Here is a 13658-nt window from a genome sequence, read left to right on the forward strand (position 1 = left end):
CCAAGGTGGATGGGGTGGCGGATGCGCCCATACGGGTTGGGTCCACCCGCGGCGGTAGGGGGGGTGCACGGTGATGGACCTCACCTACTACCCCTACCCTTCCCGCCGGCACGTGGTTCTTGGCCGCCGGGGTGCGGTGGCCACCAGCCAACCCCTGGCGGCGTTGGCGGGGATGGAGATGCTGCTTAAAGGGGGAAACGCGGTGGATGCGGCCATCGCCATGGCGGCCACCCTCACGGTGGTGGAGCCCACCAGCAACGGGATCGGGGGCGACCTGTTTGCCATGGTATGGGACGGCACGCTCCACGGGCTGAACGCTTCCGGAAAAAGCCCCTTAAGCCTGACCCCCGAGCGGATTCCCGAGAGGGGAATGCCGGAGAGGGGCTGGCTCCCGGTGACGGTGCCCGGAGCGGTTTCGGGATGGCGCGCTTTGCACGAACGCTTCGGCAGGCTGCCATTCCCCGAGGTCCTTGCCCCCGCCATCCGCTACGCGGAGGAGGGCTTCCCGGTGGGACCGGAGACGGCCCGGGCCTGGCGCAGGGCGGAGGGGATCTACCTTCCCCTGAAGGGCCCGGAATTCCAGCCCTTCCAGGAGACCTTCTTCCCCCAGGGAAGAGCCCCCCGGGCCGGGGAGGTGTGGCGAAGCCCGGGCCACGCCAAGACCCTAAGGGAGATCGCTGAAACCTACGGGGAGAGCTTCTACCGGGGAAACCTGGCGGAGGCCATGGCGGGGTTCAGCGAGGCCACGGGAGGCCTCCTTACCCTGGAAGACCTCAAGACCCACGAGGCGGAATGGGTGAACCCCCTCTCCCTGGAGTACCGGGGCCTCACGGTCCACGAACTTCCCCCCAACGGACAGGGCATCGCCACCCTGCTGGCCCTGGCCATCCTGGAGGGCTTCGAACTCCGACCGGAAGACCCCTTCAGCTACCACGTACAGATCGAGGCCATGCGCCTGGCCCTGGCGGACGCCTTCCACTACGTGGCCGACCCCCGCTACCTGGAGAAACCTCCCCAGGCCCTGCTCTCCCCCGAATACGTGGCCTCCCGCCGAAACCTCATCGGGGAACGAGCCCTGCCCCAGGCCCTGCCCGGGGTGAAACCCGGGGGAACCGTCTACCTGGCGACGGCGGACGGGGAACTCATGGTCTCCCTCATCCAGTCCAACTACCAGGGTTTCGGCTCGGGGATCCTGATCCCGGAAACGGGGATCGCCCTGCAAAACCGGGGCCTGGGCTTTTCCCTGGAGGAGGGCCACCCCAACCGGGTGGGACCGGGTAAACGGCCCTACCACACCATCATCCCGGGATTTCTCACCCGGGAGGGTAGGGCCCTGGGCCCGTTCGGGGTGATGGGAGGCTATATGCAACCCCAGGGACACCTGCAGGTGGTGGTGGGTCTGACGGACTTTGACCTGAACCCCCAGGCGGCGCTGGACCGGCCGCGGTGGCAGGTGGTGCCGGGTAGGGGAGGGGAGGACCGGGTGGTGCTGGAGCCGGGAATCCCGCAGGCCACTGCCTTGCTTCTGCGGGACCTGGGGCACCGGGTGGAATACGGGATGGAGCCTGGATACTTTGGCCGGGGCCAGGTGATCCTGCGACAGGGCGAGGTGCTGGTGGCTGGCTCGGATCCTCGGGCGGAGGGATTGGCTTTGGTGTGGTGATTTGGGGAGAAAAGATGCACAAGCGGTTTTAATCGTGAACATAGGCACAAATTCCCGTGTGCAAGCCCCTCACCACTCACGCCACCCTTTCTCCAGGGCGTACAGGTACACCACCGCCGCCGCATCCCATGCCTGGGGCCTGCAAGCCACAGGATAGGGAACCGGAGGCAAGCCTCCCTCTCTGGGAAAACCCCCTACCAGTTCGGGCAGGCGCATGTCGGGTTGGGAGAGGGCCAGGTCCAAAAGCGCTTTGGCCACCTTCTGGCCTTCTTCCCGGAAACCATATCGAAACAATCCCCCCGCCAAAAGCGCCGTGTCGTGGGGCCATACTGAACCGTTGTGGTAGGAAAGAGGGTTATAACGCACCTCCCGGGCACCCAAGGTACGTATTCCCCAGCCCGACCACAATTCCTCGGAAAACAAGGTTTCCAGCAATTCGGGCAGGACTTCCCTAGGAACGGCCCCGGCCCAGAGGAGATGGCCAGCGTTGGAAGCCTTGACCTTAAGGGGCTCTTTATAGCGGTCTAAGGCCAGGGCGTAGGTGGAAAGCTCGGGAAGCCAAAGCTTTTCCTGAATGATACGGAAGAGCCCTTCTGCGCGCTCGAGTAAACGCTTGGCCTTATCCTCTTCCCCTAGAACCCGGTAGAGCTTTGCTCCTTCCAGGTAGGCAGCGTAGGCGTACCCCTGCACTTCGCTCACCGCCAAAGGAGGCTCGGCCAAGTGGCCATCCCGGTGGCTCATGGAGTCATGGGAATCCTTCCAGGCTTGAATGGCCAAGCCTGTGCCGCTTGGCTGAAACTCCAAAAGCCCATCCCCATCCAGATCCGCCTGACCCAGCCAGGCCAGGGCGGCCTCCCACTGTGGCCGAAGCTCCCGAACCAGGGCCAGGTCTCCTGCCAAATCCAGGTACCGGCCCAGAAGAATGAGGAAGAGGGGGGTGGCGTCCACCGTGCCGTAGTACCGGAAAAAGGGTACCTGGTGGGTACGGGAAAGCTCTCCAACCCGCACCTCGTGCAGGATCTTTCCTGGCTCCTCTTCCCGCCATGGGTCAAAAACTGCTCCCTGCCTTGTAGCCAGGTAGCGGAGAACTCCCTGGGCCACTCCCTTTCCCCAGGGGAGGATCATGAAGGCAGTGATGAGGCTATCCCGACCGAATGGGGCCACAAACCAGGGAATTCCGGCAGCAGGCACGGGCCCCTGGGGGGTGGAAAGGAGGAGGGCCCTGAGGTCTAAGAGGGCCTGACGCAAAGGACCTTCCCAGTAACCCTCTCCTTGAGGAAAGGCCTCGAGGAACTCCTCGTACCCAGGTAGGGAACCCGGAGCCTCGAGGGGACTTTCCAACCGTACCTCCCAACCCACCTCCCCAATTCCCTTGGGGGGTAGGTAGAGACGAAAACCCCCCTCCGGTGCCTCAGGAACAAACACTACCCGCTGCTCCACTCCATCTGCGGCTCGGTAGAGAAAACCCACCCCGTTTTCCACCTTGGGATGCCATCCCCGGGCTTGAAAGAGGTCGGAGAACTCACCTTGGGCCTGCACCTCCACCCGCACTTCCTCAGGCTCAGGGGAAAGGTTTAGGAAGCTTAACCGCTCCTCCACCTTCCCCCGGTGAACCCGGAGGAGGCGGCGTAGGTAGAGCTCCCCGTCTGCGCCACGAAAGCGGGCCCAGTCCTGAACCAGGTAATCGGGTCTTGGAGAACGGCTTTCCAAGAGCACTAGACCTCGCGGCAATAGAAGCCGGTAACGGGAAAGGAAGCGGGTGTCGTGCCGGTAGAATCCCTCCGCCTCCTCTTCAGCAAAACCCCTCTCGTTCAGAACCAGGTAGGTGTCGTCCTCCTTAAGAGGCACCATGGCTACTCCCTTAGGGCACCCAGGCTGGGCCCCTCCACAAAATAGCGCTGGAAGAACATGAAAAGCACCAGGACCGGGATCATGGAGAAGAACCCCCCTGCCAGGATCAGCCCCCAGTCTCCCACTTGACCGTAGGCGTTGCGAAAGGAAAGAAGACCTAAGGGCAACGTGTAGATGTCCCGGGGGCTGGTGAGGACCACAAAAGGCCAGAAGAACTCGTTCCAAGCCCCCTGGAAGGTCAGGATCGCCAGAGCTCCCAGAGCGGGAGTGGACATGGGCAACACAATGCGGAACAGGATCTGCACCGGAGTGGCCCCATCAATAAGGGCTGCTTCTTCTACCTCCCGAGGGATGGACTCGAAGAACTGCCTCATGATAAAGACAGCTCCCGCACCCACCAGTCCGGATAGGACCAAACCGGTATAGGTGTTGAGAAGGGTATCCACGCCAAAAAGCTTAGAAAGGCCGAATATCCCATCCCGCAGGACCAGGTAGTTGGAAATAAAGGTCACCTGTGCCGGCACCATCATGGAAAAGAGCATGAACAAAAAGAGAGCCTGCTTGCCGGGAAATCGCAGCCTGGCCAGGGCGTAGCCCGCCATCGAGGCGAACACCAAGGTGGTCAGAACCTTCACCGAGGCAAGGAGGAAGGAATTCAACGTCCAGCGGAGGAAGAGGCTTTCTCCTGTTTCCAGACTCCGGGTTTCCCGGAAGGCCCGCACGTAGTTGTGAAAGACATAGCCCAGAAGCCCAGGAGCAACGTTATCCCAACTGGCCACCCGTCCCCGCCGCTCCAGCCGGGTGGGATCCAGGGTTGCGCCCACCAGGACCACCCCGCGAGGCGTTTCAAGGTCTAGAGGCACCCGCTCCAGAAAGGGACCTTCCCCCGAGTAAACCAGGCGCAGCCGATAGCGAAAAACAGTGCCCTCCTGATCCCCCAAGGTAGCCGCCCTGACCTCCACCAGCTCGGGTCCCTCGAGGCGCACGTAGTCGGCAGCATAGGGAGTCTCAAACACCGCTCCCATGCCGGCTCCCGGCCTTCTGCGAGGTATCACCGCCAGGACCTCGGGCTCCTGCCCTCCAGGGCTGAAGTAGGCCACATCGAACACGAGCGACCTGCCCGGGGCCATGCCGCCCAACCATGGGTTTCCTGCGCCCTCCCAACCGAGTTGCCAGGCCGCCATCCAGTTTTTAGGATTCACCTGAGCAAAGCGCAGGGTAAAGGGCCACTCCAAGGGATTGGCCTTGAGGCTGGCTAGGAAGCCCATAACGAAGGGACCGACGAAGAATACTCCAAAGGCCAGCAGTAGCCCGTAAACCCACGCCAGCCTGGTCCATATGCGCAAGGGGGTCATTAGGACCACCCCCTTTCTCCCACACCAAAGCGTCGTTGAAGAAGTACGATGGCCAGGGTAAGCACCGCCAGGACCAGGGCGGCAGCCGAGGCCAGGCCTACCCGGGGCGAGGCCCCGGCGGGGAAGACGTTTCCGTACACGTAGTAGGCCAGGGTGATGGTACTCTCCAAGGGCGCACCCCCTGCACCCCCTACGAAGAGCACCTGGTCAAAGAGCTGCAGGGTGCCGATGAGGCCCAGGGTGATGACCAAAAAGAGAACTGGTCTCAGAAGGGGCAAGGTAATACGCCAGAACATCGTCCAAGAAGTGGCGCCGTCCAGGGCAGCCGCTTCGTAAAGGGTTCTGGGGATGCCTTTCAGCCCAGCTAGGAAGATGACCATGAAGGTAGGGATGGTGGTGTAGGTATTCATGAGAATGATGGCCCAGAGGGGGTAGGGGAGACCTAAGAGGGTGGCCCGGCTGGTAAACCAGGGAATGTCCACCTGGACCTCCCGAGCAGGAGGCCAACCCAAGTGCCCCAGGGCGTACATCCCGAGGAAGGCCAAGGCAAGGGAAGCTAGGGCCAGACCAGGGTCCCAGAAGGGGGTGGGGAAACCCTGTCGCCTTCGCCAGAACACCTGCAGGCACTGCAAAAGGACGAAGAGCCCCGCCCCGATTAGGAGGTGGGGCAGGTAGCTGAGCATCAGGGACAGCCCCTGGTTCACCACGCCGGTCCGCTGGAATAGCCAAAGGAGGAGAAGGCTTGCTGCAGCGGTGGACACCACAGAAGGAAGGTAATAAACGGTTCGGAAAAAAGTAACACCTCTCAAAGGTCGATTCAGGGATACGGCCAGAAGAAGGGCCAGAGCCGTTTGAAGGCTGGTGACGATTACGCTGTAAGCCAGGGTATGCTTTAGGGCAATCAGGAAAAGGGGGTCTTGAAATAGGCGTAGATAGTTCCTCAAGCCCACCCACTGGGGTGGCTTGAATAGGTCGTAGTCGGAGAAGCTAAAAAATAAAGTGCGTAGAAAGGCGTAGAGGAAGAAGACCGTCAACGTAAAAACAAAAGGGAAGATGAGGAGAAGGGCGTAAAAGCCCTCGAGGGTCCGCGCCTTGAACCGCATAGGGGTTCCCTTAAGGGGGGCGGCTAAGCCGCCCCCCTTTATGATCACCTTCTGCCCGTAAGGCGATCCAATGCGGTCTGGGCGTCCCTTATGGCTTGATCCACGCTCTTTTGCCCGCTGATCACCGCCTGGATCGCCTCGTTGATGGGCCTCATCCAGTCACCGCCGAACCCCCGGAAGCTGAAGGGGTAGACATTCCCTCCTTGCGCAGTAGAACCCTGGAAGACCACCCGGTTCAGTTCCGACTCCTTGGTGGGGCGTTGGAAGTAGGGATTGTTGGCCAAGGCTCGGCGGCTGGGGATGGCGAGACCACGTTCCAGCACCCACTGCTGGGCCTCAGGGGAGGTGAGAGCCTTTAAAACCTTAACCGCCGCTGCTTTGTTGGCGCTGGCCGCGTTAAGGCTCCAGGAAACGGTGAAGATGAAGTTTCCACGCTTCCTGGTGACGGGATCCAGGGGCAGGAAGGTGGTGCCGTACCTCAGGTTGGGGGCTTTGTCCCTTAGGAATCCTGCGATCCAAGCTCCCTCGAGGGCCGTAGCAGCTTTCTCACTACCGAAGCACCCTCCGGTCCAGCCTTCACCCAGGTCCTGGGCAAACTTTGCGGCACCTCGCCGGATGAGGCCGGTGTACCACTCGAAGGCACGCCGGAAGTTCTGGTCCAGGACGGAGTGTCCTTTCTCGTCAAAGGGCTTCCAACCGGTGGCAAAAGCAAAAGCACCGAAGCGAGCAAAGTCCGCCACCAAGCATATCCCCGCCACATCCTTCAACTGCGACTGCACCTGACGGATTTTGGCTTCAAAGGTTTCCCAGGTATCCTGCTGATTCGGGTAGGGGACCTTGGCCTCGTCAAAGAGGTCCTTGTTGAAGACCAAGGCCAGGGTGTTGAAGTCCTTGGGGATTCCGTAGAGCTTTCCCCGGTACGTGAAGGCCTGGACCAAGTTGGGGAGGAACTCGCCGACTTCCTGTTTACTAAAGTGGGCGTCTAGGGGCTCTACCCTTCCCGTGGCAAAAAGGCTTTCCGCCCAGAAGATGTCCACATAGAAGAGGTCGGGAGCCGTGCCAGCGGAGAGGGCATTAAAAAGCCACTGCGTGTAGTCGCCTTCGATGGGTTGGTAGATAACACGTATCCCTTCCCGGTCCAGCTTAGGCTGGACCACCTCCTTGAGAAGACCGTTGACAATGGCGATGTCTGTACCGCCCCAGCCGGAGATGCGTACCTGCGTTTGGGCCAAGGTCAGCCCGAGCATGGCTAAAACGACAACCAAGATTCTTAGCATACCCCTCCTCCTTCACCAGTCTGCCTAAAGCCTATAGCCTGAAGCCGATCGGGCGAGATCCTTTCCCTATTCCACCTCCCTTCGCGCCGTAGAACCCCTGGGAACCAGATGAACAGGCACCCGCTTCCCATATGGGCTCTTTCTCTGTAAAGCTTCCCGGAGAAGCCTTACCGCTTCGCGGGCGATGGTAGGGATGTCCTGGTGGATGGTGGTGAGCCTTTCCCCTACCTCGGGGAGGTCGTCGTACCCCACCAGGCTAACGTCAGCAGGAACATGAAGGCCCAGATCCTCCAAAGCAGCCCAGGCCCCCAAGGCCATTTCGTCGGAGGCGGCAAAAAGAGCCGAGAAACGCAAGCCCCCCTCCCATGCCCGCCTCACCGCCCGGTAGGCATGGAGGGCATCAAAGTTGCCGTCCAGAACCAGCTCCGGGCGCCACGTTAGCCCCGCTTCCAGAAGGGCCCTCTTATACCCAAGAAGCCGCTCCCTTCCCGCCTGGTGATGTAAATGCCCCGTAAGGTGAGCAATGTCCCGGTGACCCAGTTCTAACAGGTGTCGGGTGGCCTTATAGCCCCCCTCCTCATCGTCTGGGGCTACCCAGAAGGTTCCGGGATAACAGCCGATGAGCACAAAGGGTACGTTGTCCTTTCGTAGGGTTTCGATACGGGGGTCGTGGTCATGAGCACCCAGTAAGAGGTACGCCCTTGCCTTCTCTAAAGGCAGGCCGCGGGTATCCGTGGCAACCTCCATCACCCGCAAACCCAGGCGCCACACCTCCTCGGAGAGGGCTTCCAGCAGGAGGGTAAAGTAGGGTGTATAGCGCCGCACTCCTGGGGCCAGAAGGAGGCCAACGGCCGTGGATTGCCCCACTAGTTCCCTGGCAGCGGCATTGGGAACGAAACCCTGGGTACGAACCACCTCTAACACCCGGGCCCGGGTTTCCGGGCTAACCCCAGGCCGGCCATTGAGGACTCGGCTTACGGTACCTACGGAAACGTTTGCGAGCCTAGCGATTTCCTTTATCGTCAGCTTCTTTCTGGTCTCCATCGTAAACGTTTTCCACAGCTTAACCCAGGACCCGGCCCGCGTCAAGCCAAGGTTGCCCCGCTAGGATAGGGACATGGGAATATCCGAGCTGGAGGAAACCTTGAGGGCCAAGGCGGAAACGTTCTTGGCCCAAAGGCAAGGCTTCCGGATTGAGAAAACGGAGGACGTGTTTGCCCGGCGCTTTTACCTTTCCCCGGAGCGGGTGAAGGTGGTGAACCACTTGAGGGGGAAACCCCTGGCGGTATTTAACCCCGGGGTAGCGTACAGGGACGGAGTAGTACACCTTTTTGTACGTCTGATCTTCGATTACTACGGCTACGCCTCCAGCGTGGGGTACGTGGCCCTTCCCCTGGAAGACCTGCTCGCCGGTCAGTTGCCTGACCCTTTGCCGGTGGAGATCGTCCTTTACCCAACCGAAGTCTGGGAGGCCTCGAGGGGATGCGAGGATCCCCGGGCCCACGCCTGGGGTGCAGGCTTCCTCCTCTTCTATACCGGCGTGGGCAAGTTGGGTGAAGCTCGCCTCACCGACCACAAGGATGTCTTTTTCCCAGCCTTGGCCCTGGCCGAGTTCGATCCGGACCTAAAGCTCCGGCGCAAGGGATTGGTGCGAATAGGCCCGGCAGGAAAGAGCCTCCTTTTGCCGGCTAAGGGGGCCACGTTACTCCAGGGGAATGCCGTTCTTCTAAGGCCCAGCCTTCCCGGAGTTCCAGACATGGGTTGGCGGGGGCGGTTGGATTGGAACCACCTCTCCATCGACCAGTTGGAACCCATCCTGGCCCCAGAATCCTTTGAGTTCAAGGTGGGGTGGTCCACCAATGCCTACCCCTTGGGGGATGGAACCTATTTGGTGGCCTACCACGGCATCCTCCGCCGGGACTTGTCCTATCGCCACGGTTTCGCATTGCTTTCGGGCGACGGTGAACTTCTTGCTCTGTCCTCCTACCTTTTGGCCCCTCAGGGTCTTGTGGAAACGTACGGGGACCGGCCGTTTACCTTGTACGGCAACGGTCTCTTCCTGCACGGGGACGAATTGGTTTTCGTGGGTGGGGTAGGGGACTACGCCGTGGGTGTTTTCACCGCCCCTTGGCAGGAGGTGCTCGTGCGGCTCACGCCCCTGTAATGGACTGCACCACAAAAGTCTGCGATCAGGCAACCGGGAAAACCGGCGCAGGGTATTGACGGTTTTCCCCAACAAGTTGTAGCCTCCTGAGTAGGACACCCAATACTTAGGGTGTCCCGGCCGCGATGCCAGGCCGACAGGCCTGGACGCCAGCCGGCGGTGGGGGAAGTCCGGTGAAAGTCCGGCGCTGTCCCGCAACGGTAACCGGCTTTGTCCGGAAGCCCGAGTACCCGCTTCGCGGCCTTACCCCGTAGCCCTCGAGGCAAGGGTGAAGGTGGTGATGCCTGTGGGACCTTAGACTCCTAATCCCCCAAAACCCGGTGGCCCAAGGTCCTTGGGCCAGGCGACCTTAGGCAAGTTCTTGCCCAGCGCGGGGTTATTCCCCTTGGGCAGGTAGAAGGGATGGCTTAGCTTTTACGGGCCCAAAGACGGCCCTCGGAGGTCCGTGGTGAAGGAAACGCGCATGGTCTACCCGGTTTTCCCTGGGGAAACCAACCATTACGGGACCCTTTTTGGCGGCACCGCCATGGCCTGGATGGACCAGGCAGCCTTCGTGGCGGCAACCCGCCACGCCAGGCGCAAGGTGGTGACGGTGCACTCGGATGCGGTGGACTTCAAGCGCCCCGTGCCCCTGGGCTCCATCGTGGAGCTGGTGGCACGGGTGGTGGAGGTGGGCCGCACCTCCATGCGGGTAGAGGTGGAGATGTGGGTGGAACCCATTGAGTCAGGTAAGGAAGCCTATCTGGCGGCTAAGGGTGGGTTCGTGCTGGTGGCGGTGGATGGGGAGGGGCGTCCCGTTTTCGTTCCGCCTTTGGAGCCCGTGGCTTAGGGGGACACCATGCTCACGGATCCTAGGCCCCACTACCGTCCCTACGAGTATCCGAGGCTTTTAGCCTACCGGGACGCCATCCGGCACAGCTACTGGCTCCACACGGAGTTCAGCTATGCGGCAGACGTCCAGGACTACGCCCTGGCGGGCCCTGAGGTGCGCTCGTTGGTGGAGCGCTCCCTTCTTGCCATCTCCCAGGTGGAGCTTTCCGTGAAGCTCTTCTGGGCCCGAACCTACGAGGTCTTCCCGAAGCCAGAGGTGGCCGAGGTGGGCATGACCTTCGCCGAAAGCGAGGTGCGTCACGCCAACGCCTACGCCCACCTTTTGGATCTCCTGGCCCTCGAGGACCGCTTTGCCCAGGCCTTGGAGGAGGAGACCGCCTTAGGGGAACGGCACCGCCACTTAACCGAGGTCCTGGGATCCGCCTTCCGAGGCAACCTGAGGGGTCACGCCCTCGCCCTCCTTCTCTTTTCTGCCTTCACCGAACACGCCTCCCTTTTCTCCCAGTTCTACGTGCTTATGGCCCTGAACAAGCGCCTTGGGCGCTTCAAGGGGATCTCCAACGCCATCGAGGCCACCAGTAAGGAGGAAAACCTGCACGGCCTCTTTGGGGTAGAGCTCCTCAGGATCCTTAGGGGAGAGCGGCCGGACCTCTTCGGGCCCTCCTTTACCGAGGAGGCCCTGGATAGGGTAGAGGCCTTCTTTCGCACGGAGGAGGCCCTTTTGGAGTGGATCTTCGCCCGGGGGGACACCGAGGCGGTGAGGGGAGAGGAGGTCCTGGAGTTCCTTAAGTGGCGGTACAACCAGGTTCTTTCCCTCCACGGCCTGCCCGCGCCCTTCCCCGTGCGGAAGGAGTGCCTAAGGGATACGGAGTGGTTTGACCTGGAGCTTTTGGCGGACAAGGAAGTGGACTTCTTCAACAAGAGGAGCGTGGCCTACGCCCGCAGGGTGCAGAGCTACGACCCGGAAAGCCTTTTCTAGGAGGGAAGGATGACCAAGACCAAGCGGGAATACCGGCCCTGGTACTGGGCCAATGAATGGACGAGGCTCTACATGAGCCGGGGCTACCTTCTCCCTGGGGTGACGCTGGAGGAAAGGGTGAAGGAGATCGCCGACCGGGCGGAGGCCCTGACCCGCATCGAGGGCTTCTCCCGCAAGTTCGAGGAGTACATGGCCAAGGGTTGGTACTCCTTGGCCACCCCCATCTGGGCCAACTACGGCCTCAAGCGGGGTCTCCCCATCTCCTGCTACGGCACCTACGTGGAAGACGACACCGCCTCCATCCTGAGGGCGGTGGCGGAGATCAGCATGATGAGCAAACAGGGTGGGGGCACCTCGGTTTACCTGGGGGCCCTTCGCCCCAGGGGAGCCCCCATCCGGGACAACGGGGAAAGCAATGGTTCCTACGCCTTTGCTTCTCTCTTCGACCGGGTGATCGAGGTGTTCAACCAGGGTTCCACCCGGCGGGGGCAGTGCGCCGCCTACCTCCCTATCGAGCACCCGGACCTCGAGGAGTGGTTCAAGATCCAGCGGGAAGGAGGGGAGATCCAGTCCCTCTTCTGGGGGGTTTCCGTGGGGGATGCCTGGTTGGAGGAGGCCATCGCCGGGGACAGGGAGAAACGGGAAAGGTGGGCTAAGGTACTCAAAAGCCGCACCGAGGTGGGGATCCCCTACATCTTCTTCCGGGACAACGCCAACCGCCAGGCCCCGGAGGTTTTCAAGAAGCTGGGGAAGACGATTCATGCCAGCAACCTCTGCACCGAGATCATGCTCCCCTCGGGCCCCGAGGAAAGCTTCGTGTGCTGCCTCTCCTCCCTAAACCTCCTCCACTTCGACGAGTGGAAGGACACGGACGCCGTGGAAACCCTCACCATCTTCCTGGACTCCGTGCTGGACGACTTCATCGAGAAGGCGGAGGGCATCCCCTACATGGAGCGGGCGGTGCGCTTCGCCAAGCGGTACCGGGCCATCGGGATCGGGGTTTTGGGCTGGCACAGCTACCTCCAGTCCAAGGGGATTCCCCTGGAGAGCACGGAGGCCCTTTTCCTTAACAACCTCATCTTCAAGACCATCCGGGAAAAGGCGGAGGAGGCGAGCCGCTGGCTTAGGAAGCGCCATCCGGAGGACGAACTGGCCGACCTAATGGAAAGGCGAAACGCCACCCTCCTGGCCATCGCCCCCACCAAGAGCAGCTCCTTCATCCTGGGACAGGTGTCCCCCTCGATCGAGCCCTACACCAGCAACTACTACCTCAAGGACCTGCAAAAGGCCCGAATCGCCTTCAAGAATCCCTTTTTGGAGGAGCTCCTCCAGGCGAAGGGCAAGAACGAGGAGAAGGTGTGGCGGAGCATCTTGGAGCATAACGGCTCCGTGCAGCACCTGGACTTCCTCTCCGACGAGGAGAAGGACGTGTTCAAGACCTTCTCCGAGATTTCCCAAAAGACCCTGGTCAACCTGGCCATCGCCCGGCAGAAGTACATCGACCAGGGCCAGTCCCTCAACCTGGTCATCCACCCCGAGGCCCCGCCCAAGGACGTGAACGAGCTGTACCTGCACGCCTGGAGGGGCGGGCTCAAGGCCCTTTATTACCAGTTCAGCGCCAGTGCGGCCCAAGCCTACAGCCGGGACCTGCTGCTTTCCTGCCGGGCTTGCGAAAGTTAAGAGCACCCTTGGCAGCCACCACGCAAGGGGGTTATACCACCCCACTTTGGAAGGACCGAGCTTGGAGCTCAGGCAAGGATCTTCCTTAGTTGGGCCTTGTCTCGGGGTGGCTGGGGGGGCACGGTGGGGCGGGAAAGGGAATGACCGGGTTGGATCCCGGCTCTATGTTCGTGAACGTTTTCTTTCGCGAAGGGAGTTTCCTGGCTCCCCTTGAGGAGGGCAAGCGAGCCTTCCTAGCCTGCACCCCTCGGGTGTGGGCCAGAAGGAGGCTTTGAGCTGAGGGTGGGGAAGGCATAACCACGGAAGGAAGTTCCTTAGGGAAGGCTCGTAGAGTTTCACCCGGGTGAGGGGGCTAGAGAGTACAAGATTAGGGACGCGAGACCAGTGGTTGCTAAACCAAGTCCTGAGCTTCTCAAGGGGTTAACCCTAAGAGGTGTTTGAACGCCTAAGTGAGGGTCACAAGATATAGTCTAGACGCGATGCCGCGAAGCGGTTAGAACTGTAATATAAATGAAGCAACCGCTTTTTGCAGTCTATGCGCTATGGCTGGTCGTGTCAAGATTTATGTGTAAGCGTCTGTGTACGGGGGGCATACCTCTCCAGAAGCATCTTCTCCAGCACTTCCCGCACCTCAGCAAAGCCCTTCAATCGCCGCTCAGACCACCTCCCCTCCTGACGCTCCGCCTCCAAGTAAAGGAGCTTAAACACAGACTCGGGTCGGGGGAACTTATGATCCCGCACCTTCGTCCCACGCC

Annotated in this window: 10 protein-coding genes, 1 pseudogene and 1 riboswitch; of the genes and pseudogenes, 5 read left to right on the forward strand and 6 right to left on the reverse strand. The window is 61.2% G+C overall.

Translation table 11 applies throughout. From position 1 onward, the window contains the following. The first annotated feature begins 73 nt into the window (after window positions 1–73). The gene (locus tag AC27GT_RS03365) at window positions 74–1663 is read left to right on the forward strand and encodes a gamma-glutamyltransferase family protein (RefSeq protein WP_038069239.1); all 1590 of its coding nucleotides are present in this window, start codon (window positions 74–76) and stop codon (window positions 1661–1663) included. 69 nt (window positions 1664–1732) lie between these two features. Here the strand turns inward: AC27GT_RS03365 and AC27GT_RS03370 are convergent, their stop codons facing one another. The 5 genes from AC27GT_RS03370 to AC27GT_RS03390 form a co-directional block, all read right to left on the reverse strand. Then, the gene (locus AC27GT_RS03370; RefSeq protein ID WP_015717100.1) at window positions 1733–3514 is read right to left on the reverse strand and encodes a glycogen debranching N-terminal domain-containing protein; all 1782 of its coding nucleotides are present in this window, start codon (window positions 3512–3514) and stop codon (window positions 1733–1735) included. Between the two features lie 2 nt (window positions 3515–3516). Beyond that, on the reverse strand, window positions 3517–4869 hold the full coding sequence (locus tag AC27GT_RS03375; protein WP_015717101.1) for a carbohydrate ABC transporter permease: 1353 nt from the start codon (window positions 4867–4869) through the stop codon (window positions 3517–3519). Next, the gene (locus AC27GT_RS03380) at window positions 4869–5972 is read right to left on the reverse strand and encodes a carbohydrate ABC transporter permease (protein ID WP_015717102.1); all 1104 of its coding nucleotides are present in this window, start codon (window positions 5970–5972) and stop codon (window positions 4869–4871) included. The genes AC27GT_RS03375 and AC27GT_RS03380 overlap by 1 nt, the downstream gene beginning before the upstream one ends. A gap of 44 nt (window positions 5973–6016) precedes the next feature. Beyond that, window positions 6017–7249, reverse strand: a complete 1233-nt coding sequence (locus AC27GT_RS03385) for an extracellular solute-binding protein (RefSeq protein ID WP_015717103.1) — start codon at window positions 7247–7249, stop codon at window positions 6017–6019. 66 nt (window positions 7250–7315) lie between these two features. Next, a complete protein-coding gene (locus tag AC27GT_RS03390) occupies window positions 7316–8293 on the reverse strand; it encodes a LacI family DNA-binding transcriptional regulator (RefSeq protein ID WP_015717104.1) in 978 nt (325 codons plus the stop codon). Between the two features lie 73 nt (window positions 8294–8366). Here AC27GT_RS03390 and AC27GT_RS03395 point away from each other — a divergent pair, with 73 nt between their 5' ends. From AC27GT_RS03395 to AC27GT_RS03410, 4 genes are all read left to right on the forward strand, one after another. Then, the gene (locus tag AC27GT_RS03395) at window positions 8367–9413 is read left to right on the forward strand and encodes a glycoside hydrolase family 130 protein (protein WP_015717105.1); all 1047 of its coding nucleotides are present in this window, start codon (window positions 8367–8369) and stop codon (window positions 9411–9413) included. A gap of 121 nt (window positions 9414–9534) precedes the next feature. Further along, window positions 9535–9665: riboswitch (cobalamin riboswitch) on the forward strand. A 211-nt stretch (window positions 9666–9876) separates the two neighbouring features. Then, window positions 9877–10242, forward strand: a complete 366-nt coding sequence (locus AC27GT_RS03400) for an acyl-CoA thioesterase (protein ID WP_041438328.1) — start codon at window positions 9877–9879, stop codon at window positions 10240–10242. A 9-nt stretch (window positions 10243–10251) separates the two neighbouring features. Continuing rightward, window positions 10252–11223: a ribonucleotide-diphosphate reductase subunit beta gene (locus tag AC27GT_RS03405; RefSeq protein ID WP_126200597.1), complete on the forward strand. Its 972-nt coding sequence runs from the start codon at window positions 10252–10254 to the stop codon at window positions 11221–11223. Between the two features lie 9 nt (window positions 11224–11232). Continuing rightward, on the forward strand, window positions 11233–12903 hold the full coding sequence (locus AC27GT_RS03410; RefSeq protein ID WP_487223548.1) for a ribonucleoside-diphosphate reductase subunit alpha: 1671 nt from the start codon (window positions 11233–11235) through the stop codon (window positions 12901–12903). Window positions 12904–13458: 555 nt separating this feature from the next. On the opposite strand, the pseudogene AC27GT_RS03415 reads toward AC27GT_RS03410, so the two are convergent. Next, window positions 13459–13658: pseudogene (locus tag AC27GT_RS03415) on the reverse strand (IS256 family transposase); the annotation flags it as partial.

It is taken from the genome of Thermus sp. KWY1 (assembly GCF_057547025.1).